25 protein-coding genes are annotated in these 25210 nt (G+C 45.0%); 9 read left to right on the forward strand and 16 right to left on the reverse strand.

What is annotated here, in order from left to right:
• Window positions 1-107: 107 nt before the first annotated feature.
• From HLM86_RS18880 to HLM86_RS18915, 8 genes are all read right to left on the reverse strand, one after another.
• The gene (locus HLM86_RS18880) at window positions 108-731 is read right to left on the reverse strand and encodes a lysoplasmalogenase (protein ID WP_076590657.1); all 624 of its coding nucleotides are present in this window, start codon (window positions 729-731) and stop codon (window positions 108-110) included.
• 920 nt (window positions 732-1651) lie between these two features.
• Window positions 1652-2017, reverse strand: coding sequence for a DUF4145 domain-containing protein (locus tag HLM86_RS18885; RefSeq protein WP_076590658.1), 366 nt, complete (start codon window positions 2015-2017; stop codon window positions 1652-1654).
• 261 nt (window positions 2018-2278) lie between these two features.
• Window positions 2279-3256, reverse strand: coding sequence for an amidohydrolase family protein (locus tag HLM86_RS18890; protein ID WP_170883728.1), 978 nt, complete (start codon window positions 3254-3256; stop codon window positions 2279-2281).
• Between the two features lie 117 nt (window positions 3257-3373).
• Window positions 3374-4594 carry an organoarsenical effux MFS transporter ArsJ gene (arsJ, locus tag HLM86_RS18895; protein WP_170883729.1) on the reverse strand — a complete coding sequence of 407 codons (1221 nt, stop codon included), beginning with the start codon at window positions 4592-4594 and terminating at the stop codon, window positions 3374-3376.
• Between the two features lie 37 nt (window positions 4595-4631).
• Window positions 4632-5132 carry a phosphatase domain-containing putative toxin gene (locus HLM86_RS18900; protein WP_170883730.1) on the reverse strand — a complete coding sequence of 167 codons (501 nt, stop codon included), beginning with the start codon at window positions 5130-5132 and terminating at the stop codon, window positions 4632-4634.
• 13 nt (window positions 5133-5145) lie between these two features.
• Complete coding sequence (locus HLM86_RS18905; protein ID WP_170883731.1) at window positions 5146-6147, reverse strand: ArsJ-associated glyceraldehyde-3-phosphate dehydrogenase; 1002 nt, start codon at window positions 6145-6147, stop codon at window positions 5146-5148.
• 22 nt (window positions 6148-6169) lie between these two features.
• On the reverse strand, window positions 6170-6511 hold the full coding sequence (locus tag HLM86_RS18910) for a metalloregulator ArsR/SmtB family transcription factor (protein WP_170883732.1): 342 nt from the start codon (window positions 6509-6511) through the stop codon (window positions 6170-6172).
• A gap of 108 nt (window positions 6512-6619) precedes the next feature.
• The gene (locus tag HLM86_RS18915) at window positions 6620-7846 is read right to left on the reverse strand and encodes an EAL and HDOD domain-containing protein (protein ID WP_170883733.1); all 1227 of its coding nucleotides are present in this window, start codon (window positions 7844-7846) and stop codon (window positions 6620-6622) included.
• Between the two features lie 316 nt (window positions 7847-8162).
• Between HLM86_RS18915 and HLM86_RS18920 the strand changes: the two genes are divergently transcribed.
• Entirely contained in the window at window positions 8163-9152 is a 990-nt protein-coding gene (locus HLM86_RS18920; RefSeq protein ID WP_076590665.1) for an alpha/beta fold hydrolase, read from the forward strand.
• Window positions 9153-9264: 112 nt separating this feature from the next.
• Entirely contained in the window at window positions 9265-10092 is an 828-nt protein-coding gene (locus HLM86_RS18925) for a Cof-type HAD-IIB family hydrolase (protein ID WP_170883734.1), read from the forward strand.
• 35 nt (window positions 10093-10127) lie between these two features.
• On the opposite strand, the gene HLM86_RS18930 is transcribed toward HLM86_RS18925, so the two are convergent.
• Complete coding sequence (locus HLM86_RS18930) at window positions 10128-10589, reverse strand: EVE domain-containing protein (RefSeq protein WP_076590667.1); 462 nt, start codon at window positions 10587-10589, stop codon at window positions 10128-10130.
• Window positions 10590-10627: 38 nt separating this feature from the next.
• Here HLM86_RS18930 and HLM86_RS18935 point away from each other — a divergent pair, with 38 nt between their 5' ends.
• The gene (locus HLM86_RS18935; protein ID WP_170883735.1) at window positions 10628-12145 is read left to right on the forward strand and encodes a COG3650 family protein; all 1518 of its coding nucleotides are present in this window, start codon (window positions 10628-10630) and stop codon (window positions 12143-12145) included.
• Between the two features lie 2 nt (window positions 12146-12147).
• Window positions 12148-12750 carry a tRNA-uridine aminocarboxypropyltransferase gene (locus HLM86_RS18940; protein ID WP_170883736.1) on the forward strand — a complete coding sequence of 201 codons (603 nt, stop codon included), beginning with the start codon at window positions 12148-12150 and terminating at the stop codon, window positions 12748-12750.
• Window positions 12751-12776: 26 nt separating this feature from the next.
• Here the strand turns inward: HLM86_RS18940 and yigB are convergent, their stop codons facing one another.
• From yigB to lptM, 6 genes are read right to left on the reverse strand one after another with little or no spacing between them, the layout of a single operon-like run.
• Entirely contained in the window at window positions 12777-13499 is a 723-nt protein-coding gene (yigB, locus tag HLM86_RS18945) for a 5-amino-6-(5-phospho-D-ribitylamino)uracil phosphatase YigB (protein ID WP_170883737.1), read from the reverse strand.
• Entirely contained in the window at window positions 13496-14428 is a 933-nt protein-coding gene (gene xerC / locus HLM86_RS18950; protein ID WP_076590671.1) for a tyrosine recombinase XerC, read from the reverse strand. Before xerC ends, yigB begins: the two co-directional genes overlap by 4 nt.
• Window positions 14400-15104, reverse strand: a complete 705-nt coding sequence (locus HLM86_RS18955) for a DUF484 family protein (RefSeq protein ID WP_076590672.1) — start codon at window positions 15102-15104, stop codon at window positions 14400-14402. The genes xerC and HLM86_RS18955 overlap by 29 nt, the downstream gene beginning before the upstream one ends.
• Window positions 15105-15129: 25 nt before the next feature.
• Window positions 15130-15960, reverse strand: a complete 831-nt coding sequence (gene dapF / locus HLM86_RS18960; protein WP_170883738.1) for a diaminopimelate epimerase — start codon at window positions 15958-15960, stop codon at window positions 15130-15132.
• A 10-nt stretch (window positions 15961-15970) separates the two neighbouring features.
• Entirely contained in the window at window positions 15971-17224 is a 1254-nt protein-coding gene (lysA, locus tag HLM86_RS18965; RefSeq protein WP_076590674.1) for a diaminopimelate decarboxylase, read from the reverse strand.
• Window positions 17225-17243: 19 nt separating this feature from the next.
• Complete coding sequence (gene lptM, locus HLM86_RS20515) at window positions 17244-17369, reverse strand: LPS translocon maturation chaperone LptM (protein ID WP_420521822.1); 126 nt, start codon at window positions 17367-17369, stop codon at window positions 17244-17246.
• A 75-nt stretch (window positions 17370-17444) separates the two neighbouring features.
• Here lptM and cyaY point away from each other — a divergent pair, with 75 nt between their 5' ends.
• On the forward strand, window positions 17445-17759 hold the full coding sequence (gene cyaY, locus HLM86_RS18975; protein ID WP_076590675.1) for an iron donor protein CyaY: 315 nt from the start codon (window positions 17445-17447) through the stop codon (window positions 17757-17759).
• Between the two features lie 46 nt (window positions 17760-17805).
• Here the strand turns inward: cyaY and HLM86_RS18980 are convergent, their stop codons facing one another.
• Window positions 17806-20334: a class I adenylate cyclase gene (locus HLM86_RS18980; RefSeq protein WP_076590676.1), complete on the reverse strand. Its 2529-nt coding sequence runs from the start codon at window positions 20332-20334 to the stop codon at window positions 17806-17808.
• Between the two features lie 333 nt (window positions 20335-20667).
• Here HLM86_RS18980 and hemC point away from each other — a divergent pair, with 333 nt between their 5' ends.
• From hemC to HLM86_RS19000, 4 genes are read left to right on the forward strand one after another with little or no spacing between them, the layout of a single operon-like run.
• Window positions 20668-21606 (forward strand): hydroxymethylbilane synthase, encoded by a 939-nt coding sequence (hemC, locus tag HLM86_RS18985; RefSeq protein WP_170883740.1) that lies wholly within the window; start codon window positions 20668-20670, stop codon window positions 21604-21606.
• A 4-nt stretch (window positions 21607-21610) separates the two neighbouring features.
• A complete protein-coding gene (locus HLM86_RS18990) occupies window positions 21611-22345 on the forward strand; it encodes a uroporphyrinogen-III synthase (RefSeq protein WP_170883741.1) in 735 nt (244 codons plus the stop codon).
• A 3-nt stretch (window positions 22346-22348) separates the two neighbouring features.
• Entirely contained in the window at window positions 22349-23455 is a 1107-nt protein-coding gene (locus tag HLM86_RS18995) for a uroporphyrinogen-III C-methyltransferase (RefSeq protein ID WP_170883742.1), read from the forward strand.
• Window positions 23455-24633, forward strand: coding sequence for a heme biosynthesis HemY N-terminal domain-containing protein (locus HLM86_RS19000; RefSeq protein ID WP_170883743.1), 1179 nt, complete (start codon window positions 23455-23457; stop codon window positions 24631-24633). Before HLM86_RS18995 ends, HLM86_RS19000 begins: the two co-directional genes overlap by 1 nt.
• Window positions 24634-25210 lie beyond the last annotated feature (577 nt).

Below are 25210 nucleotides of genomic sequence, written 5' to 3' on the forward strand. Positions count from 1 at the left end.
GAGAGCCGTCTAAAAAGACCGGGGATTATAACAACACCATTTGACAAATTGGAGGGAAAACAACCGTATTTCTTACCAAGTAAAACGGGCGTAAATCGCTGTGATTGTCATATAAACAAAGAAGCGGTAATCAATGAATATGCGAGCAAGTAGCTGCCGGAAATAACATAACGGCCACCAAAAATTGAATGTTTGTAGTCATGCACCGCAAGTAAGATAGCAGAGACCAGCAAGATAAATGAGCCAAACGCCCCAAGCAAGCTGGACACAGTCTGGGTAAGCAGCCACACTTCGCCTGCTGCCCAATTCAATTGCAGCAAGACCATCCCCATGATGACAACAGGGAACACCAACCGATCAATCTTCGGGAGCATCAAGAAAAATATCACCACTCCTATAGCCAAAAGCATAGCAGGCAACCACCAGACAATCTCTCCCGATAATTGCACCCAGAACGAGGCGCTAAAGCACAGTTGTGCGCCAATAAAAGCGGCGAAACACAATTTTTTGCCTCGCTTTTGCACGTAGAGTCCATCGGCAAGCATAGAAACCAACAACCCGAGTGTGACCCAACGCACTGATGCACCAATAAAACCAGTGTGATCCCAAATCAACGCCACTAACATCGCCAAGGACAATGTTTTAAACACTGCCGCACGATGGTATTCGCTGTTCTGATTGGCGGAAATACTAATAAAACCTGATAGTGCGACTGAAATCCAGCTCCACATGTACACACCTCTTTTAAACTGAGCCGCCAGTTTAGGCAGGACGAGAGAGATGTCCAGAAATGGACAGTAAAACTTGGATCTTGATTGCGCTTCTCATTATCGATTCAGGCTTTTCGGTAGCGCGATCTTGATCAGGCTACGGCCAGAAAAAAATAAAATCATCCCCTTTCTCTGAGTTCAACAAAGAAATAGACAGACAGCCCCACAAGTAGAAACTTTAGCACAAAACAAGAATAAAATATTAAATTTTATAATTAAAATCAGATACTTAAATTAAAAAAATATTAATAATAAAAAACCATGTGAATTTTTTTATCATAAAGAGACGTTAGACTTGATATCGAATCTTAAACCTCTCACCCATCAACGTTATAAAATGAGGTTAACCTAATGTTTTGCGATCAAACCGACCATTTCCTTGGATTTACCACAAAAAAAACAGAAACCATAAAATCAAAAATAATAAAATAAATATAATCATTTAAAATCAATGATTTAAATTAAAAATATGCACGGGCGATTATTTATTGTCCACCCATAAAAACAAGTAAACCTTTTCCATTTAATCGATTAAATGGGGTTTTTACTGAAAAAAACCTTATGCTTTTTACAATCTCATCAAATAAAACTTGAGCAAAGTACAAAAAAACTGCTATTATTAATGACATATCAATAAACATCTAACATAGAGGGCAGAGTTATGATTACTTCTTCGCAAAAACAAGGACTTGTAATGATCGCAGTTGTTGTGGGCTTAATGACACTGCCGATGATGTATTAAATCGTATTAGAGAACAAAAAAGGGACGCATCGCGTCCCTTTTTTGTTTATTGCTGTTTTTTAGAACGAAATGAGAACGTTAATCACCCACTTATACCCATTTCACCATTTAAGAATGATTGTCTATTTCTAGCATTTGGTTACAGATGCTTAGATAACTCATCCCAATGCGCATAATAAAAAATAAGCGCGGCTAAAGTAATAAGAGTCATCAAAGCAATCGCGGCTCTCCATATGAAACGGCTACTGCGGGGTGTCAGCTCTTTTTCGCATGCATCACACGCAGCCAGAAAGTCATTGCGGTTCTCAAGTTTATAATCCTCTTCGTGAACAATCTTGTTACGAATGGTCGCAATGTAACGCAACTTCCCAATCACATCATGGGGCAGACGTTCCTCACTGCTCGTGATCAGCTGATGCAATCCCTTACCTTCAGCATGATATTGTGTTCGGAGCAGCTTTTCTATTTGACGTGTCCGCGTGACCACTTGTTCTATATCAGACATGGCTTTCTTCCATTACTCGTTAATTCAGGGGGTGAAACAGTCTTCTCCCATTCTTTTTAGACACATAATCGGTTCATTGATGATTCAGTGGCTCCCTCCACTTTAGTCTTCTTTCAAATAGATTTATGTAGAAGAATCAATGGTTAGCTCTATCAGCATACCGATAAACACTAGGACAACGTGTGATGTATCTCTAAGAAACTTACAAAGCCATCCATCGAGCTGCACCTCAAACAAACAGTGGTAAATCTGATCATCAAGCTAACGTTGAACCATTTTCAGCATATTGTTTTTCGCCATGTCTTGAGCAACCTGTGCTGGTAAAGCATCTAATACTTCATCCCAGCGAGAAAGCACTTTATCTATGCTCTTAAATCTTCCGACCACATCAGAGCCCATCATAAAACGATCAGGGTATTGACGGATCAGTGATACCCACGCCTTTTTAGATTCCGGTGTGCTGATGATCACGTCGCGAAGAGTCCAAGACGCCAGAATATAAAGATTGTGATGGTCTTTAAGCAACTCACTCACTTCATCAACCAGAAATGACAAGTTTTGACGTCTCAACAATGTCGAACTGGTACCCGCATGCGCCCAAATAAACTTGGTCTTAGGATTTGCAACCAAGGCATCTTCCAATTCATGTTTATATAGGGTTTTTTTTTCACGCTCAGAGGTAATATTGGTATGCAGGATCACCGGAAGATCGTACTTTGCCGCGACCTGATAAACCTTCATTAAAGCAGGATGATTCGCTCTCGCTTGCTCACCAAGCGTCAACCCTGACAGAGTATCATGACGGGTGAGGATTTCGCCGATCCCCTTCCAGAACCCTGGGTCGCTTTTGATCATCTGCTCCACTTGTTCAGCAGCAAACATATCGGTTGGATTGAACCCTGTAATGAATGGAAATAATCGTTCTTTATAGTCAGAGTCCGCAAGCGCACGAAAAATAATGTCGTCGGTTTTTGAGTAGTAGTAGACAGGAGAATCATCACCCAAAACGTATTTCGGTGCTTCCGGTTCAAATTCGCTCCACTTTTTCATGATAGGTAACCCCATCAAAAAACCATATTCAATTTTGCTTTGGTCCATTCGGTGAATGAGATACTTCACACCATCGGTTCTTTGAAAAAAATCAACGAAGTGTATTTCTGCATCGTTATAGCCTCCTTGATAGGAAAAGGCACATGTCGATACTGACATCATCAGACCTGCGAACCATTTTTTTTTCATATCGCTATTCCTCGCAACCTTGACCGTTCATCTAGCACTAAATCGCTTTCCAATATAGCAATAAAAAAGCTGACCGGAATACACACCTAGTCAGCTTTGAGTCATAAATCAGAAAAATCAAGCCGCGGCAGTCTGATTCAAGGCAGGCAATTTCACCGAAATAAGCGTGGCCAGTACCAAGAAAGCACACGACACCCACAAGCAAGCAGCAAGACCCGCCATCTGAAATATCCAACCAGATAGAACCGTGCCCACCAAGCGCCCCACGGCGTTCGCCATATAGTAGAAGCCAACGTCAAGAGAGACTCCATCTCCCTTGGCATAACTGACGATAAGGTAAGAGTGCAATGATGAGTTGATCGCAAAGACGGCACCGAAAATAAGAAGACCAACAATGATCACCATTTGGGGTGCCCAGCCAACCTGAACACCATAGGCAATACCTGCAGTCAACACCGCTAGCAATCCAGCCCAAAATAAGGCTGACTTACCATCAGGGACTTTTCCTTGCGCTTTCCCAGTAATATTGGGCGCAACACCTTGACCCAATCCGTACGCGATCACCCAAGTTGCGAGAAAGCCCCCAACCCAAAGATGATCCCAGCCAAACACGCTACCTAAATAGATAGGCAATGCAACGACAAACCAGATATCACGCGCGCCAAAAAGGAACATTCTCGCCGCAGACAAGATATTAATCGAGCTTGATTTAGAAAATATTTGCCGAAACTTAGGCTTATCTCTTGCCTTGCCTAAATCACTATCGAGCCCGACTAAACTGCCTATCAGTACCAGTGACAGTACCGCTGCCATTAACAGTACAGAGTATTTAAAACCAATAAGAGACAGCAGTAACCCTCCAATAAAAAAGCCAACGCCTTTCAACGCATTCTTCGACCCCGTTAAAATCGCCACCCATTGGTAAAGCGCGCCTTGCTGTTCATTAGGGACCAACGCCTTTATCGAACTTTTAGCACTCATTTTATTCAAATCTTTCGCGATGCCTGACATCGCCTGCGCCAACATTACCCATGGTATAGTGAGTAAGCTGTTTGGAACCGCTAGCATGGCAAGCGCTATAATCTGTATGGTGAGTCCCAAATTCATGGTTTTATTCAAACCCAAACGAGCCCCCAACCAGCCACCCACAAGATTTGTGACAACGCCAAAAAACTCATAGAAAAGAAACAGTGACGCAATTTCTAATGTACTGTACCCCAGATCATGAAAATACAGCACCACCAGCATTCTCAGAGCGCCGTCGGTAATAGTAAAATTCCAATAGTTAAACGTCACCAGCATATACTGACGAACACTTTTACTCAGATTTGCGATCATAGCGTACCCAGTTTTCTTTTATGTATAGGGAAAATCGTTAACCCAGAAATTGATTGGCAACGGTACGGATATAGTCCACTTGCACTGGCTTTGTAAACGCCCCCGGACGTAACGCCTGTATATCACTGACAATATCACTCAGAAGCCAGCCTTTCTCAAGAAACAGGTGGGCTGCAAGCAACCCCGTCCTCCCAGAGCCACCCAGACAATGCATTGCGACTTTACCTCCATGGTCAATGACATGGTGCAGAGCAGGGCTTGCCTGCTGCCACTTCTCATTAAATGCACGACTTGGAGCACAATCGTCTTCGATTTCTATCTGGAACCACTGCATGCCAAGGTTCTCTGCCGTCTCGCCAAGTAAAGACACCTCTTTACTCGCGAGCTCATCATTACTTAAGGCCGTCACTATTGCTTCAATACCTTGATGTTTAAGCTGAGATAGAGACGTCTCCAGATCAACGCCTTTCGTCCCAGGGCAAGGCGTCAATATGAGCGCGCCTCGGTCAAGGTTGAGCTGCCATGTAGGGTGTCTCATTGTTTGTTACTCCTCACGCTAAACCCACTTTACGCACTAGTTCCACCGTTCGGGTCGCGTAACCCATTTCATTGTCATACCAAGCGTAGATTTTCACCATGCGACGGCCGACGACCATCGTCGACTGTGCATCAACGATAGTAGAGCGCTGATCACCTTTGTAATCGATGGAGACCAATGGGCGTTCCTCAAACCCTAAGATACCGTTGAGCTCGCCTTGAGATGCGTCTTTGAGTAAGGCATTGACCGCTTCCGCAGTGGTATCGCATTTCACATCAAAAATAATATCAGTCAACGAGGCATTGGCGAGTGGAACACGGACAGCGTGCCCATTAATTCGACCGTGCAGATCGGGGAAAATGTCGACAATCGCGGTTGCACTGCCTGTTGTGGTTGGAATAAGACTCATGCCACAAGCTCGAGCTCGACGTAGATCTTTGTGTGGTGCATCAAGAATCGTTTGTGTATTGGTTAAATCGTGAATCGTCGTGAATGAAGACTGTTCAATGCCCAGCTTCTCATGGATGACCTTAACAATGGGCGCAATACAATTGGTGGTACAGGAGGCGGCGGTCACAATACGATGCACTTCTGGGTTAAACGTTTCTTCGTTAACGCCCACAACAATATTGGCCACACCCTCTTCTTTCACTGGTGCGGAGACCACAACTCTCTTGACGCCTTGATCAAGATATTGATTGAGCAGCGCCGTTTTTCTATGTTTCCCTGTCGCTTCGATAACCACATCACACCCTGACCAATCAACCGCTTGGATGTCTTTTTCTTGGCTCGCCTCTATCGAATGCCCATCAATGAGGATCTGGTTACCACTTGAACGCACCTCGTGGTGCCAGCGCCCCTGAACCGAATCAAATTCGAGTAAGTGCGCCAAAGTGGCAGCATCACCAGCGACATCATTGATTTTCACGAACTCTAAATCTTGCCAATCAAACGCAGCTCTCAGCGCTAAACGTCCAATTCGGCCAAATCCATTAATTCCGACTTTAATTGTCATAGCAATCTCTCTTCTCTTTAATTCAATAACAACACACCGGGCGATCCGGCATAGCGTCAAGCCTTTCTATATCTTCAAAGTAAGTGTTTCTTAAACAATTCGAGGCAACAAGGTCATCAATGAGCTTGTTCATCCACTCTGGTAAATCCGAAGCGAGGCGATAAAACACCCATTGCCCCTGACGAACATCTATTAAGATTCCATTTGAGCGTAGCTGAGCAAGATGACGAGAAATTTTCGGTTGGCTCTCTAACAGAGCCTTGGTTAGCTCGCCAACAGAAAGACATTCTTCACGCTCAATCAATAATAGACAGCGAACACGGGTTTCATCGGACAATAACTTAAAAAACTGATGCGGCAACATTTAAACATTCTCATATGCGTATATCCATATATAATGAAGCAAAAAAACGGTAAGATCAACACGCTTAAACACCAATCATAAAAGATTCACAATCCAGAGAAACCTAGGTCAAACGAGTTTGTTGATGTCCTGACTCCAACGTTGAGCCTCGGCAATTCGTGGCATAACATCATCAACAGATAGATTAAGTTTGCGACAAGCTTCCTTCATTCCACTCCAATCCGCTCGTTCATAGCACTCTTCCAGTCCTAATAAAATCCCAAACGGCCCATGACGCTCAAGTAACGCCCGCTTGATCGCTACGTTGAGAGGTAATTGCTCCAGTAAATCTTCTAGCGACAAATCAAGTAAGGCATCCAATGTCGAAAATAATCCAATTAAAAACGCTTGTTCTCGAAACTGATCAAAAGGGTTTTCATTGGCCATCAACTGACAAAACTGAGCACGCTGAAGTGACAAGTTATACAACTCTTTGGGTTTCTTGGCTGAAATAAACGACGCGACCGCTAAAGAGACAAAGATACGCAACTTATCTTCACCCAGATAGACCAGAGCCTGGCGGAAAGAAGAAATAGTCACTTCCAACCTTTCAGACATCGTATTGACAAAGCGCAGTAGCTTGTAAGAAAGCGCAATATCCTTCGCGACAATGGCTTCAACCTTTTCAAAGTCTACATCCTTCTTGCATACCTCCCGCAACAACTCCATGGCAATGACTTGCTCTGGGCTGATGTATTGCTGACGAGTAATAATGGGTTGACTAAAAAAGTACCCCTGAAAGAAAGCAAACCCTGCAGCGCGCGTCGCTAAAAACTCCGCTTCAGTTTCCACTCTTTCTGCAAGAAATTTCCGTTTCGTACCACGAGCATGATGGGATTGAACGAATCGACACGCAGCGTCTAGACCCATCGCCATAATATCAAGTTTGATGATTTGCACGAATGGTAGAAATCGTTCCCAAGCCTGACTGTATACAAAGTCATCCAGCGCGATAATGTAACCCGCTAAACTCAGTTCCTTTATGGCTTCATACAAGTCATCGCTCGGAGGACACGTTTCTAACACCTCAACCACAATTTTCTCTTTTGGTAGCGCCATAGGGAGGCGATGAACGAGGCTTTTATATGGGAAATTAATAAAGCTACGTGATTGAGAGATAGACGGGTTGATTCCCAGAGACAAGAAGTTCTCGACAATTAATCGGTAGGTCGCTCGATTTGAATCAACATGGGCCGGATAGGCATTACGCTCCCCATCTCGGAACAGTAGTTCATACCCAAGAGTTTGTCTTTTCGCGTTAAAGATGGGCTGTCGAGCCACATAGGTATCGCTCATTAGCTGCTACACCTGAATTACTTATACTTTGGAAACGGCTAATAATGCCCCACAACCAACAAACATGAAACCAAATACCTTCTTTAAACTAATAATAATTTTATCATAACCAATAAGACGACTCACTTTAGACGCGATTGAGGTATACCCAAACATGGCAATGGCATCAATCACCACTGTGGTCCCCCAAATAGAGCAAATTGAGAAATGGGCGTTTGCCTAGATCAATACATCGCCTTTACCTCTCGACTAAATGCTTTTATCCCCACATAATTTAAGCATGTCTACTTTCTCACGCACAAACAGGCCCAACATAATGAATGGTTCGAGCTTACGCATCACCCCAATTTATACTAAAGAGTCAAATTTTGAGCAAGTGATGAATAGCCATATTGCCGCTCTGTGGTGTTCTCGTGAAGAAGGCTTTGTCACGTCATTTGATAAAAAAAAACTATTCTGGATTAAGCTCACCTCACCCCAACACACTCGAGCCATCGTTGTCGTCAATGGGCGTATTGAAAGCGCTTGGAAGTATCAAGAACTGTTTTACGATTTGTTTCAGCAAGGCTACGATATTTATTCATTTGACCATCGAGGCCAAGGCCTGTCTGACCGATTAATCGATAACAAAGAGATGGGCTATGTAGGAGACTATCAGGATTACATCCAAGATTTTCATACCTTGGTTGAGCATTTCTCGCTGGATGGCTATGAAAAACGGTATCTACTTGGCCATTCAATGGGAGGCAACATAGCGACTCGCTATGTGCAGACTTATCCGAAACATTGCTTTTCTGCGATAGCGTTAAGTGCCCCTATGTTTGGCGTTAACATGCCCAAGCACCTCAAACCTATCGCTCTCGTACTCAGCCAGATTATGACGGCGTTGGCTGCGCATCCCAAGTTTGCTCCGGGGCAAGCTCCTTACTCCCCAAAACCATTTGACACCAACCTACTGACCCAAAGCGCTGTTCGTTATTATTGGTTTCGGGAGCTTTACGAAAACATGCCCCAGTTAAAGGTAGGCGGAGCGAGTACTCGCTGGCTGTGGCAAGGCCTCATGGCCGCTAAAAAGTGCCATTTAATGACCCGACATATCGGCATTCCCCTTTTGTTGCTGCAAGCGGGTAACGATAAAATCGTCTCCAACCCCGATCAAACCCGATTTATCCGTAAGTTAACAAAGACCAATAACCAGTGCGAAATGAAAGTGATAGAACAATCGCTTCATGAGCTACTGTTTGAAAAAGATCATTATCGCAATCAAGCTCTGGATGCCATTCTTTCCTTCTTTGCTCGGTACTGATAAAAATAGGAAAAAGCTTTCAAACATCTTTACCCTCTTTTTCCTCTTTCCGTTCGATTAGAATGGCCTCTCTATCTCGCTGCTAATTCAACACATAATTTAAGAGGCTGTTATGACAACGATAAGTCAAGAGGCTCCCTTCCAATTGGTTGCTTCCGATCTGGATGGCACTTTACTTACCCCATACCATCAGTTGAGCGAGCTGTCTAAGAAGACCCTCCTTGAGCTTCACAAAAAAGGGTATACCTTCATTTTTGCAACAGGCCGTCATCATATTGATGTGGCTGAAATACGCAGGTTGGTGGACATTCCAGCGTATATGATCACGTCGAATGGCGCGCGGGTGCATGACCACAATGATAACCTGATGTATAGCCACAACCTTCCGCAAACCATAGTCCAACCCGTCATTGACCTCATCAGACAGGACCCAGATATTTACATTCATATCTATCAAAACGATAGCTGGCTATTGGACCGAGATGATGAAAAGTTGGCCACATTCCATACGGAATCAGGTTTCACTTATCAGCGCTTTGAGTCTGAGGCTGCACCGACTGACGGGATCGCAAAAATATTCTTCACCCATCCAAGCGAAGATCACGACCATCTGGTGACATTTGAGAGAAAACTCAAACAAACGTTTGGCGACCAAGTCAACGTTGCTTTTTCAACACCTTGGTGCTTAGAAGTGATGGCGGCCAACGTGTCTAAAGGCGAAGCTCTAAAAGTGGTCGCCGAGTCCCTAAACTTGACTCTCTTCCAATGCATCGCTTTTGGGGACGGAATGAACGATGTGGAGATGCTTTCAATGGCGGGTAAAGGTTTGATCATGAAGACCTCGCATGAAAAGGTGAAACACGCCTTACCTCACAACGAAGTCATCGGCAGCAACGCCGACGATGCAGTGGCCCATTACCTACGGACTCACTTACTCTAGGTCTATTTTTATAATCACTCCAGTAGAGTAAGCGCTCACATCATACTTTCTTTACCCAGTATCGCCTGCCACTCCAGTTCGCTAACTGGCATGATCGACAGGCGATTCCCTCTTTTCACTAGAGGCATATTCTCCAATTCGGGCATCGCCTTCATTGTTGATAGAGGGATGACACGATCCATCTTTCTGACAAATTCGATATCCACCATGCACCATCGAGACTGATCAGAGGAAGACTTCGGGTCAAAGTACGCACTGGCTGGATCACACGCAAAATGGTCTGGATAGGCTTCTTTCACGACTCTTGCGACTCCAGCGACGCCGACAAGTTTACATGAAGAGTGATAAATCAGAACCCAATCGCCTTCCTTGATATCATCACGCATCATATTACGCGCCTGATAATTGCGCACACCTTCCCAGCAAGAAATCTTTTGTGTGCGAAGAGTGTCAATAGAGAAGGTGTCTGGTTCTGTTTTGAATAGCCAGTATGCCATAATACATTCCGAATAATTTACGTTTAGGGAGATATAGCATGAAGGTGACAAGAAACCCAGCGGCATTGGTCAGTTTATTGGCTCTTCAAGCCTGTACCAACTTGGGATCGAGTCCAGATAAACAGGCGGCTCACGTTTCACTTCATCAACCTTCATCGATCAAGCCTCAAACATTTATACTTCGCGGAAACGTTGTTATTGGTCAAGAGGCCCGCTCCATTACACCATGTGGGAGTCAGCAACAGTATTGGTTAGATTTACCGGAAGATCGCTTCAAACAAAGCCTCAAACTGGTTCGATCGCCATATTCCCCGTTGTATGGGGAATTGGTCGGGCACCTTGACGCTCCTCCTCAGGATGGCTTAGCGTCAGATTACGCGGCCCGCTTTGTCGTCGACAAAATCAATGTGTTGACTGCCGAAGCATCAAATCAATGTTCTAAACCAATCGAAACCACACGCGCATTTGGTACAGAACCCTTCTGGTCTGTGCGGTTCACGCCCAATTCTCTTAAGTTCAGTGTACTGGGACAAGACGAACAGCGCTTTGAAATACTGTCTCGTAAGATAGAGATTCAACGCCGCCGTTACACATTGAGCCATGGTGATTTAGAACTGAACCATCGCAGTTGCAGTGATGGTATGAGTGACAGCTTATATGGTTGGCGCGCAACGTTAACAGTCAACGGCAAGGTATATAAGGGCTGTGCAACGCTTTCAAATCAGGATACCACGTTGCACTGGGCGTCAACCTATCACGCAAAGGCGCGACAAAACGTGCCATTTAGTGTCGCTTTAACAATGAGGCCAGATCATACTGCACGAACAACTTACCGTTACCAAAACGGAGAGGCAGATACCGTAGAGAGAGGGTTCTGGCAGCAACTCAATCAAGATCAAGTTCAAATCGTCGGGACCCATTTACAAAACCAGCCGCTCAACTCTGAGCGAATTTATACGAGAGAAAACCAAGCACTCACCGCTCATGAAGAAAGAGTGGGCAGCGTGGTTTACGATATTTCAGAAGGTGGCCTGTCCTTATTCAAACAAGAGCAAGCAGCAACCGAATCACCCAGTATTCGCAACGATAACAAGATCCCGTCAAGTGCCGAATTCAACCCCAAAGTTGATAGCGCACTGCGCGATTACTTCAAACAAGCAGGTATTGAGCCCACGGGTATTCGATATCGTTGGCTGACTTACGAACTCAATGATCAAGATGGCAAAGCACTGCTCGTACAACTGGATTGGTGTGGTTCAGGGGGGTGTACGCTCTTGGTCTTTGCAAACCAAGATCAACACTGGCAATTTCACAGCAAGATCACCCTAGTTCAAACGCCCTTGAATGTGGGTAAATCATCACATGAAAGCTGGAAAGACTTAATCATGTTTGTCAGTGGAGGGGGCGCGATACCCAGTCAACACCGTCTTCAATTTAACGGTAAGCACTATCCATCAAACCCAAGTACAGCACCAAGAGCAGACTACGATGATATTAGCCCTGTCCAACTATTCTCAGATGGCCTAACACCCCATCAAGGAGGCATCACGCTCTGAAGATGTCAATACTGAACAATTGCCCAACCTGTCATTTAAAGCATAACTGCGTATGCGAGTACTTACCTGACGTAAGCATCTCGGCGCACCTTGCGCTACTAATGCATAACAATGAGATTCACAGGAAAACAAACACAGGACAATGGTTGCTGAAGTCCATCAAACAAACCAGTCAGCATATTTGGGAACGTAAAGCCCCCTGTGTTGAACTAGAACGTTTGATCAACGACGAAAAGTATCAAGCGTGCCTACTGTTTCCCAGCGAGGACAGTCAGCCTATCGAGCCATTTATTCAAAAGGGTAAAACGGCGAACAAAATTCCCCTTTTTGTGATTTTGGATGGTACTTGGCAGGAAGCCAAAAAGATGCGCAATAAAAGCCCTTGGTTGAAGAGCCTACCTCTAATTCACCTAAATCCAACCCAGCTTTCAGATTATAAATTACGGCGTAATCAGTATGTTAACCACCTCTGCACACTGGAAGTTGGGGCTGATATCATCCGGAGTTTAGGCCAGCCAACACAGGCCGACAACCTAACACACTTCCTGACCCGGTACATGGCGGCATTTCAGGCAGATAGAAGTGGTCACCCGTTGAATTATTAAACCTTGAGGGCAACCACGTTCTCTTTCTAGCACCGGACCAATGCCAGTAGCTCTTCCACATCTTGGATCTCTATATCTGGAAGAGTTTTGGCCTGCCGATGATGAGTTAAAATCACACCCTGATCGTTGAACCAACACGCTTGAAAACCACTCATCTTCGCCCCAGACACATCACTAAGCAAGTGGTCACCTACATGAAGAATATTGCTTGGACTGAGTTCAAGAAACTCGGCGGCTTTACTGAACATGTGATGGTGAGGTTTAGCATCACCATCTGACCCCGCACGAAGCACCGAAGAAAAGTATTTATCTAGACCAATACGTTCAACGTCAACATTGCCATTGGTAATCGCCACCAATGGTAAACGTTTTGAAAGCATTCCTAATATCCGATGCGTCTTAGGAGGAACGACAAAGTCACTGCGTAAACGCAGCGCTTCTTGCAATGTATTATTCGCCGCTTGTTCCGCTTCAGTGTCTTGATAGCCCAATCTAATCAAACCTTGTTCCACTTGCCTAAAACGCAAATGAGTCAAGTCGTGGGCGAGTTGTCGCTCCGTTTGGATCAGTTCTTTCTTCAATTGCTGCCACCAGCTCAATGGTTTGCTGGCGGAAACAGGGTGCTGCGTATGTAACCATGCTGTCACTTCCCTTTCGACCCGCTGGATCACCGGACGGTTGTCGTACAAGGTATCGTCCAAATCGAAGCTCATTGCTCTGATAGGAGACAGGCTGCGATAAACGTTCATGATTTACGATCCTTCTTTTTAGCCCTAGGGTGGGCTTGGTCGTAAACTTCGGCTAAATGTTGAAAGTCCAAATGCGTATATATCTGGGTCGTTGAGATATTTTCATGGCCCAGCAGTTCTTGAACGGCTCTAAGATTGTTGCTCGATTCAAGCATGTGCGTAGCAAAAGAGTGTCGCAGCTTATGAGGACTGATATGACTGGCGACTGACTGTTTCTTTCCCCATTCAGCCATACGCTTTTGCACATTTCGATTCGAGATTCGCCCTCCGAGTTTGGAGACAAATAAAGCATTTTCACCCGCACTCGCCAACGTACCCCTGACTTTCAGCCACTTAGCAACCCATTCATCGGCCATTCCAGAAAAAAGTACTTTTCGTTCCTTATCCCCTTTACCAATAACGCGAATTTCCCCTGAGGATAAATTGACATCTTTTACGTTCACACTGACCATCTCGGTTAGACGCAGCCCTGAACCATACATGAGTTCCATCATCGCGCGATCGCGTATGGCCAACGGGTCATCTTCATTGACCTCTAACAATTGACCGACCTCATCAACATCAAGATTCTTAGGAAGAGGACGCTTCTTTCTGGGTGCGGACACACCTTTGGCTGGATTGGCACTGAGTTGATCACGCAAAATGAGAAAATCGAAAAAGCTGCGTAACGATGATAAGCGGGTCGCAATACTACTGGCTTTCATCCCATCTCGCATGCCTTTACTGGCGAGTTGACGTACCCAGCCCGCATCAACCTGAGACCAATCTTTCACGCCCATCTCAAGCAAATGCAGAGCCATGGTTTCGAGCTGGTGTTTGTAATTGCGTTGAGTATATAAACTCAGCTCTTTCTCGCTTCTCAGGTACTCATAAAAGCAAGCGAGCGGGACGCTTAAGCGGTCAGGCAGTCGTATTACTGATTCGTTCATGTTCTTGACATTGCCATGGAAGAATTTCAACAAGCTGAGCAAACACCAACACGAGATGACGCAAAAATAGCGTATCCATGTCCGGCTGAAAATGCCCACCATCTGCACTGGAAAACGCTAACATGCCTAGCAGCGCTTTCTTTTTAATTGGCAGAACAACATATGACCCCATTTCAGGTGCTCGGTTTTTTGCGCCGAACAGCCTCTGCCTATCAGATTTTCGCATTCGTCCAAGATAAGCTTGTTTACCATTGAGATGAGTGGTAGCAAAACGTTGATAATCGGCACGATTCAGTGAGTAATAGCTTGAATCACATTCAAATAAACGTACGTACGCCAACAGCCCAAGAGACTTGGCAGTTTCTTCTACCGCTTGTATCGCTGAAAGTAATGAGTCGCAGTTAAGGAGGCGTTCCTGTAACCCCATAAATTCTTGGAAGGTTTTGTCATTCCTTTGAGCCATCGACATCAAAGTAGTGATTTCTTCTTCCAGTTCCTCAATACGTTGGCGCTGTCGAGTCAACTGCACCTGAACAAGGGAGACCGCCCCCTGCTCCTGATGAGACAAGGAAAGGCTATCGATCAAGTGACGTCGAGTATCGAAAAAACTCGGGTTGTCACGTAAATACTCGGCAACCACCTCAGCGGTCAGCGCGTCAGGTTCAATTTGAGACACGTTTGTTCCTTTAGTTATCTATCCTTTAACAGCTTAGCTGACCGTCAAAAACATGGGTGGCTGGGCCAGTCATATAGAGAGGTTGCTCTGGACCTTTCCATGATATTTTCAGCGCTCCCCCTGGAAGATTCACTTCAACGTTTTCATCGAGTAGACCTTGAACGATTCCAATCGCGACGGCTGCACAAGCACCACTGCCACAGGCCTGAGTCTCACCTGCACCACGCTCATAAACCCTTAAATTGATTTCAGAACGGCTGACAACTTGCATAAACCCGGCGTTCACTCTTTCAGGAAAACGTTCATGTGATTCCAACATAGGCCCCAGACTCTCTACGTCAGCAGTCGTGGTGTCATCAACCACTGTCACCACATGAGGGTTTCCCATGCTGACGGCACCACAAAACAAGGTCTGTTCTTCCGTGCGCAGAATATACGTCTTCTCTGTCTGTTTGGCCTTGAATGGGATTTTGTTCGGTTCGAACTCAGGCACACCCATATTGACGGTCACTTGATCATCGTCCTCAAGGTTTAATACCATCTTGCCGTTTTTTGTACTGACATTAATTGTATATTTATTCGTCAACCCTTTCAGGCGAACAAACCGAGCAAAGCAACGTGCCCCGTTGCCACATTGTTCGACCTCACTACCATCGGCATTAAAAATGCGGTAGTGGAAATCTGTTTCTGGATCATACGGAGCTTCTACGATTAAGAGCTGATCAAAGCCAACCCCCGTGTGACGATCGGCCAGCCGGCGGATCAAGACAGGAGAGAAAAAAATGTTTTGGGTAATGCAGTCAACAACCATGAAGTCGTTACCCAAACCATGCATCTTAGAAAAATGGAAATGCATAAGACACCAATTACTCCGGAAGAATACTCTCAAGCGCCCAAAGGCTCGATAAGGTTTCACGCTGGCGAACCAGATGCACTTTGTCACCATCCACCATGACTTCGGCTGCACGAGATCGAGTGTTGTAATTGGAAGACATCACAAAACCATAGGCCCCAGCCGATCGTACTGCCAGTAAATCATTTTCTCGCAAATCTAGGCAGCGATCCTTACCAAGAAAGTCTCCAGTTTCACATATCGGCCCCACCAAATCGTAAGTGACTGGTTCGCCATTACGTGGAATCACAGGAACAATATCTTGCCATGCCTGATAAAGGGCCGGACGCATTAAATCATTCATGGCGGCATCGATGATGGCAAAGTTTTTATATTCGGTATGTTTGAGAAACTCAACTTTCGTTAGTAAAATACCCGCATTAGCAGCAATGGCTCTTCCCGGTTCAAAAATAAGCTCTAGATCTCTGTGCTTATCTAGTCGGCCCAAAAGCGCTTTCGCATATTCAGAAGGCTCAGGCGGCAGTTCATCGCGATACACCACACCAAGGCCACCACCAACATCAAGGTGCTCAATATTAATACCTTGTGATTTGAGCTCGTCAATCAGCGCCAATAAGCGATCTGTCGCATCAATAAATGGTTCAAGATCGGTCAGTTGAGAACCGATATGGCAGTCTATGCCTTTGATTTCAAGATGCGGCAAACTTTTAGCAAATTGATAAACCTCTGGCGCCCGGTCAAAGGCGATACCGAACTTGTTGTCGCGCAGCCCTGTTGAAATATAAGGGTGTGTATTGGCATCAACATCTGGGTTAATACGCAAAGAGATTGGTGCTTTAACACCCACTTCAAGTGCCACCTGATTGAGCCTTTCCAGTTCAGGTTCAGATTCCACGTTAAAACACTTAATCCCCAATTCAAGAGCACGTTTCATTTCTGATGACGTTTTGCCCACACCCGAAAACACGACTTTGGCCGGTTCTCCTCCTGCCGCAATGACACGTTCCAGTTCTCCGCCTGAGACAATGTCAAACCCAGAGCCCAAGCGAGCCAACGCATTCAAAACACCTAGGTTGGAGTTTGCCTTAACGGCGTAGCAAACAAGGTGTGGTTGATCACCCACGGATTTGTCAAACGCGTTCCAGTGGCGTTCAAACGTCGCACGCGAGTAGACATACAATGGCGTTCCAAATTGGTCTGCCAACTCTGTCAGCCGAACTTCTTCAGCCCAAAGCTGGCCATCAGCCTGATAGTTAAAGTAATCCAAAGTGCTTCCCCTTAATTATTTATTGTTGTTGTGAAGGTTGCTCATTTTTAGACGCATCTTCAGGCATATAAAGAGGCCCTGTCTGACCACAGCCAGCCAAACCAAGAACGGATAGAATAAACAGAGTGAATAGTGATCTTTTCATGCGTTGTGTCGTGATTAATCTTTCAATGCCCCCTATAATCGCACCACACTCAGGAAAAGCAATAGGATAGACGAGATGAACGAGACTGAATTTCATCAGCAGGTAGATGTTCAAATGCAAATGGTTGAAGAAATGATTGATGATTCAGGTGCGGACATTGATTACGAAACTTCAGGTAACGTTATGACTCTTGAGTTCGAAGACCGAAGCCAAATCATCATCAATAAACAAGAGCCCATGAAAGAAATCTGGCTGGCATCAAAATCGGGAGGCTTCCATTTTTCGCTTATCAATGAAAAATGGACGTGCTCGAAAACAGGGCTTGAGCTTATTAGCATGATCAAACAAGAATGCGAAAAGCACTCAGATGAAGAGATTGATTGGAGCTAGAACCTAAAAAAGAGCATAACAGATGCTCTTTTTTTATACCTATTGATTAGACATTTTCAGCGCGAGGTGGTTTGGAATAAGGCGCGCCATCATTGCGGTAAGGCACAATATATGGCTGGCCATCGTCAGGCTGCACTACCTGATAATATTGCGGTAAGTTAAAATTCGTAAACTGAGTCGTGACCTGATTTTCATCTTTTACCGAGGTATAAAAGCTATTAACGTTGGCAATCATCTCATCTTTGGTGCCACTGAACTGCTGATAAACTTCAACACGGTTGGATTCATCGAGCACATAAATGTTAAAACCCTGTTCCGTATCTTCAAAGAAAAACTGGATCAACCCTTCACTCGCAAAGCTCTCAACAATCGAAGGCAACTGGTAATCCTGCTCCTTGTCGAGCATCAAGAGCGGCGAGCCCTTGACCTTACTTGTCGAAATACTGCGATAGAAGTCTACCGAGTTTTCAAGCATCTGTACTGACACGCCTCGGCGTTCAAAAAACAAGCCATACGTTTGCTGGCCGATACGTAACGCTTTAAAACGACGGCGCTTCTCTTCTTCGATAGGTTTCAAACGCAGATCTATACACTCCGCAAGTAGTTGATAGACCATGTTTCGCATTACGCCGCGTAAGTTCTTGCTATAGCAAAACACATCAACCGATTCCGGAGGCAAAGCATCTTGATGCATCTTACCCAACACCGTTTTCAGCGCATCCAGCATCGCGGTATCGCCTTTAAAATGGAGTGTACGAACTTCATGCCACGAATTTCGATAGACAAGATCAACACTGCCCACGAGACACCCTTGCTTGGAACCAAAACTGAAAATGTCCGTTGTTTTAAGATCGACTTTCAAAGCCCGACCATGGAGGTTTTCCGTTGGATCATTTTCAAAGTTGATAAACATCGCCAACTGGCTAATCTCGCATGGGCTTGCAAGCGCCTGCATGGTAGGTCGGCGTTTACGCAATGAAAAGGTGTTACGGAGATCGCTGACCATCTGATAAAATTTATCGATGTCCAAGTGTGCATCACGCACAACAGAGTGCAATCGGGTTGACTCGGTGATCAAACCATTAAAAAACGACCAAGCAACCAGTTTACTCAAGTATTCATTATGCTCCAGAAACCTCTGACCAATAAGGCATTCAGGTTTCAATGGCTGATTATATAAGTACCAACCTGGCTTATTCTTTCTGCCTGATCTGACTTCAATGAAACTCAAGTCAGCCTCATGTAAATCAGGCGAAATTTGGGGATTGAGTAGGGTCACTTTACCCGGTAAAGTTTCAAAAACCGCGTAAAGTTTGCGGGCCAAAATGCTAATGTCCTGAGGACTAATGGCTGATGTAATATCGTGTCGACGAGCAAACTGAATTAGATTTCGGTAACTGAGCATCAAGGCATCAAGTAGAGCGTTATGGACGACTTTGACCTGCTCAACTTTCCAATTGCGGCGATCATCCAATTCAATTAACACAGACGCATCCCACCCCCACTGCTTTACCATCTCGTTGAGCGCTTCACGCCGCCATTCAACAGAGCCGATATCCGGGTGCCGGGACAATTTCTCATGAGTTTTGAGATAGAAGCATCGACGCACCAGATCTAAACGAGTTTTATCGCCGATACGTTCCAGATAAAGCGTCACCTTCTCCAGCATAAGATAATAAGCATCCATACTGTACAAATCGGGCTGATGGGTAAAAAAACGACGTTTGGTATCAAGACTCAGAAGCTGAGTGTGAGGGTATTCCCAAGAGTAGGCTTCAAGCAGGATCGCTTTCAAAACGGACTTATAGGGCGAATCTATACTTTTGTACAATTGCCACAAATTGGAACCAAAGTACTCTTCTGCGGGGATGCGACTTAATTGCCCGAAATCAATCCACTCAGCACAATCAATACACCCTTTATTGCAAAGATCAGCAACGTATTCATCATAACACTCTTCCATTTCAGGCGGGACAATCTGCCACAGTAGTCGCCGGCCCCCTAGTCGCACAGCCGACCGATAAAATTCGTCCAGCAGCAATAAATGCTGGGAAGACCCACAATTATCTCCCGTCATTTCCTCAGACTGGTTAGTGCGGAAACGCCCCTCATCCATCAAAAAAAAGTTCGCTTCTACACCTTGAGTCTGAGCCCATTCCGTAATCAGCAAGCATTTGTTAGATAATGTTTCACGCTCTTCACAGCTCATTGCCGAAGAAACACACACCCAAATGTCCAAATCACTCGATGTGCTTTGTCCAATCGACGAAGTGCTTCCCATCGTGTAAAGCGCGAGAATCGCAGGTTCTGAAGTTGTCCTCAGTGCTTGGCCAATCATTAGTTCAGTATCTTCAACAAATTGCTGTTGCACTGAATTGAACTGAAAGTCATCTACACCAAAAGGCACTTGAGTATCGAAGTAACCAGGAATAACAGGGTGATTGAAGTGGAATAGAATAGGAATGAGATGGAAAACACGCTGGCTTTGCATATCCATAAGTGCCAGAGCACGTTCAAGACGCTGCTGGTTTAGATTATCAAGCCTCTGGATCAGTGTTTGTGTATAAGCCTGCAAGGGGGAGTCCTTGGTTCAATTCCTAACCGCGCCTTGATGAAAAATCACCCAAAAGCGCCTGTAAAACGTGATCAATTTAACACTTTTATTTGGATTGGTAAAGAAACGTGCTGACCTTGGCACAGTTTTCTTCATCAACCTCTCTGCATCATAGTGTGGTTTTTCTCCGCCTTCTAATATAATAGCCTAATTTTAAAGTGAGATTTAAATCACATTATCTTTAATAGCCCCTCCGAGCCGAAGAACAAACTGCGTTCGAGATGATCTAGAGGTGAGATTTTCACACATAGAATGGTAGGATGATCTCATCTGAACCATTAAATAAAAATCACCATGACACAATCTTCTCCAATTCGAATCGCAACACGAAAAAGCCCTCTCGCCCTTTGGCAAGCGCACTATGTTAAAGACGCTTTACAGGCTGCCCATCCAGGATTGAGCGTGGAACTCGTCACTATGGTCACCAAAGGCGATATCATTCTTGATACTCCTTTAGCCAAAGTCGGTGGAAAAGGATTGTTTGTTAAGGAGCTAGAAGTTGCCATGTTGGAGGGGCGAGCCGATTTAGCCGTGCATTCGATGAAAGATGTCCCCGTTGACTTCCCCGATGGTCTCGGGCTGGTCACCATTTGCCAACGAGAAGATCCTCGAGATGCTTTCGTATCAAATACCTACAAAAACATTGAGCAGCTTCCAAAAGGGGCAATCGTTGGTACTTGTAGTCTAAGACGACAATGCCAGTTAAAAGAATACCGACCTGACCTAGAGATCAAAGAGCTTCGTGGAAACGTTGGGACGCGCCTTGGTAAATTGGATGCAGGAGAATATGATGCCATCATACTCGCCGCAGCAGGATTAAAACGTTTACATTTAGATGAGCGAATCAGTAGTTTTATTGAACCAGAACAATCACTCCCAGCCGTTGGGCAAGGCGCAGTCGGAATTGAATGTCGCTTGGACGATGAACGACTCATCCGGTTACTTGAACCACTGAGCCATCAAGAAACCACTCAGCGTGTCCTTTGCGAGAGAGCAATGAACCTTACCTTGGAAGGCGGTTGCCAAGTGCCAATAGGCAGCTATGCCGTTTTGGAAGGTCAAAACATTTGGTTGAGAGCCTTAGTAGGCGAACCCGATGGTTCCAAAATTGTTCGGGGTGAAATCAAAGGCCCTAGCGCAGACGCAGAGAAGCTAGGGGTTCTTCTGGCCAATCAGTTACTGGCTGATGGAGCACGAGAGATCCTAACCCGACTTTACGCAGCTCAAGAGTAATCTTATGACAGTGTTGGTTACACGCCCAGATTCGCAAGGCGACTCGCTTTGTCAACAACTCAACCAACTCGGCATTCGGGCATTTCATCACCCATTGATTGACATTAAACCGGGGAAATCACTCCCCGGCTTAGCCAACAAAATTCACCACTACGACTTCATTATTGCCGTCAGTCAACATGCGGTCACTATTTCACAACAAGAACTGGCAACAAACTGGCCTAAATCAGCAACTTACCTTGCGATCGGTCAAAAAACCGCACATATTTTAGGCAAGCTCAGCCAACAAAAAGTACACTACCCTGACGTGAGCGACAGTGAGCATCTGCTCGACCTAAACATACTCAAGCATGTTAAAAACAAAAAAGTCGTGATCCTGCGTGGTAATGGTGGACGCGAACTGATCAGTGACACGTTGAACGCGAGAGGAGCTCAAGTCAGCTACCTTGAGGTTTATCAAAGGACGAACGTTGCATTTGATTCAGACCGACTGGTCCCTTACTGGAAAGATAACAATATTCAGAAGTTAGTCATCACCAGTTCAGATCAGCTGCGTTATTTTGTTTCCCAATTGACGACCGAGCAAAGCGATTGGGTCTTTAGGCTGCACCTGTATGTACCAAGCCAACGCATTGCTCAACACGCACATAGCTTAGGATTCGTCCATATCACCAATACCAATAGCGCTGCCAACAAGGATTTACTGGCGATTCTCCAGTCAAAGGAAACAGGACAATAAGTAATGATACGTAAAAACAGAAATAACCAGGTTGAACCCAAAACAGAGACGCCAGCCTCAACAGGCTCAGCGGATGAGAAACAAGCTAAGCGTGGCGTAAAACTTGGTGCTATCGCCATCATTATGTCATTACTGTTTGGCGGAGGCTTGATCGCACAGAATCTTTGGCAGAGCGCTAAGTATCAAGAAGAAATTGAAGTACTGACCACTGAGTTACAACGAACCAGAACAACCGTTCAAGAATCATTATCAGCGGCACAAGAAACAACGCTCAATAAAGTCGCTGAAACCAATGACAAAAATCAAAACGAATTGTCACTACAGAAAAAAAGTATCGAACTCCTTCAAAGAGAGCTCTCCAAACGTGGCGACCATCGGCCTAATAACTGGGTACTTGCAGAAGCAGACTATTTAGTCAAACTTGCGGGGCACAAGCTTTACCTTGAAAATGACGCGGCCACTGCCAGACAACTGCTGGAAAGTGCAGACCAACGTATTGCTACTTTAAACGACCCGACACTGATTCCTTTGCGTCAATCTATGGCAAAAGACATCACGGCCTTAATGTCGATTCGTAATATAGACACTGCCGGACTTGTCCTACGAATCATTGCTCTCCAGCAACAAGTCGATGCACTGCCAATAATCAATGCGACACTTGCAGTAGAGCCTGAAGATAAATCCGTCCAGATTTCAGAGAATATTCAAGATTGGAAAAGTAACATGATGGCATCATTGCGTCGCTTTTCAGAAAACGTTATCACTGTTCGAACCCGAGATACCAATACGCTCCCCCTCATCACCGTCGAACAACAATTTTTTCTAAGGGAAAACATCAAAGCTAAACTGGACACTGCGATTAAAGCTGTTTTTCTCCAGCAGCAAGAGGTGTACTCATCGACCTTAACCACCTCTCAGCAATGGTCAGCCAGTTTCTTTAAACAGGATGCCAACACTGTCGTTGAATTTGACCGCGCTTTAACCCAACTGATGAAACAAAAAGTGCAAATAGAATACCCTGAAACATTAGAAACACCCCAAATATTATCCGATGTCATCAGCAGACGCTTCAACCGTGACACTACGATCCTACCAACGGAGGAACAGTAATGTTTAGATTGCTCTTTCTTTTTTTCGTTTTAGGGACAGGTCTGTTTACTGGCACCCAATTAGCCGGTCAGCAAGGATACGTGTTAATTTCGGTTAGTAATAAGACTCTTGAGATGAGTGTAACAACATTGGTTCTCGCGATAATTACGATGCTGGCAGGCTTGTTTTTTCTCGAATATTTGCTGAAAAAGTTACTTTACGCAAGCTCAGCAACACGGAACTTCTTAAGTAATCGCAGTCTGCGCCTTTCTCGCCTTTGGGCAAACGAAGGCATTATCAAGTTATTGGAAGGGGACTTTAAAGGTGCTGAGAAAGATGTTATGCGTGCGGTAGAACACCATGATATGCCATTGTTGTGCTTCTTAGTCGCCTCTGAGGCTGCACAGGGGCTTGGAAATATAGCCAAACGGGATGACTATTTACAGATTGCCTCAGAAATAGATAATTCTGAGCTCGCCGTAGGGCTGACCAAAGCCAAACAACAAGTACGACAAGCCAATTACACCTCAGCGTTCGAGATCTTATCTGCAATCAAATCGGACTGCCCTAAGAATCACGCCATGCTTGATTTACTCCAACAGGTTTACCTCGAACTTGAACGATGGCAGCCGTTACTGGAGATCCTACCAAGTCTTCTGAAAAACAAAATGATCACCAAAGAACAACAAATCCAGCTGACGAAAAGGGCGCAGTGCGGACGTTTAAAAGAGATCTCGACTCAAAAAGGCAGTGAGGAACTGATGGTTCACTGGAATAGTCTTCCACGAAAACTTAAAAATGACCCTCTTATTGTAGAGTGTCTCGTCACACAACTCATCGCTCTGGGTGACGATGCGCACGCATTCTCAATCCTCAAAGATAGCCTGAAAAAGCACTCGCTATCAGAGTTATATAAACTCCTCCCTAGCATCAAGTTACCCGACACGAATCCCGCCATCCACTTACTCGAAAATGCGCTAAGTAAAAACGAGAATAATGCTGATGCACATAGCGCTATCGGCCACTTCTATCTACAAAAGAAAAATTGGTCAACCGCTCAAAAACATTTCGAAAAAGCGTTATCTCTGCGTTCGGATATCTCCGATTATTCATCGCTCGCCGATACGTTAGAAAGACAAAACATGATTAAAGCCGCCAATGAAGTGTCTAAAAAAGTACTGACCTTAGTCCAAGCTTGATGTTTTCGTTCCCCTTCCATTAGCCAGCTCAACGCTGGCTTTTACATCTGAGACCAATCTAAGTAAAAATACGATCTCATTGAGGCTATCACGTCTACAAGAGAATGCCATGGATTGCCTCAATCACATCGATTTAAAAGCTCGCTAGTCAGCAAAAATCTCGCGTTTACTCGCTCTGGTAGACGGCTATCAGGTAGCGATATTCACGCCTACATCATCAAAGAGTTCGGCAAACATTATCACCCGTCAGAGTTGAACCCTATAGAACAAGTATGACGTTGACTACGACCACGCTACCTAGCCAACCAAAGTTTGACGAACGGCACCGACCTTGTTGAGACGAGAGGTCGCGCATGGCATCGCTTTTTTAGACAGTACCGATAGGGTGGCCACTATGTGCCAAAGAGAGTGGATTGACCTAACCCGTTAATTTTTCAGATGGGTCTAAAACGCGGGGACAAAAACAAAAAAACCCAACGCGACCGCGTTGGGTTTGGAATGCATGGCGGAGTGGACGGGACTCGAACCCGCGACCCCCGGCGTGACAGGCCGGTATTCTAACCAACTGAACTACCAC

It is taken from the genome of Vibrio ostreicida, from assembly GCF_013074385.2.
Taxonomy (GTDB): Bacteria; Pseudomonadota; Gammaproteobacteria; order Enterobacterales; family Vibrionaceae; genus Vibrio; species Vibrio ostreicida.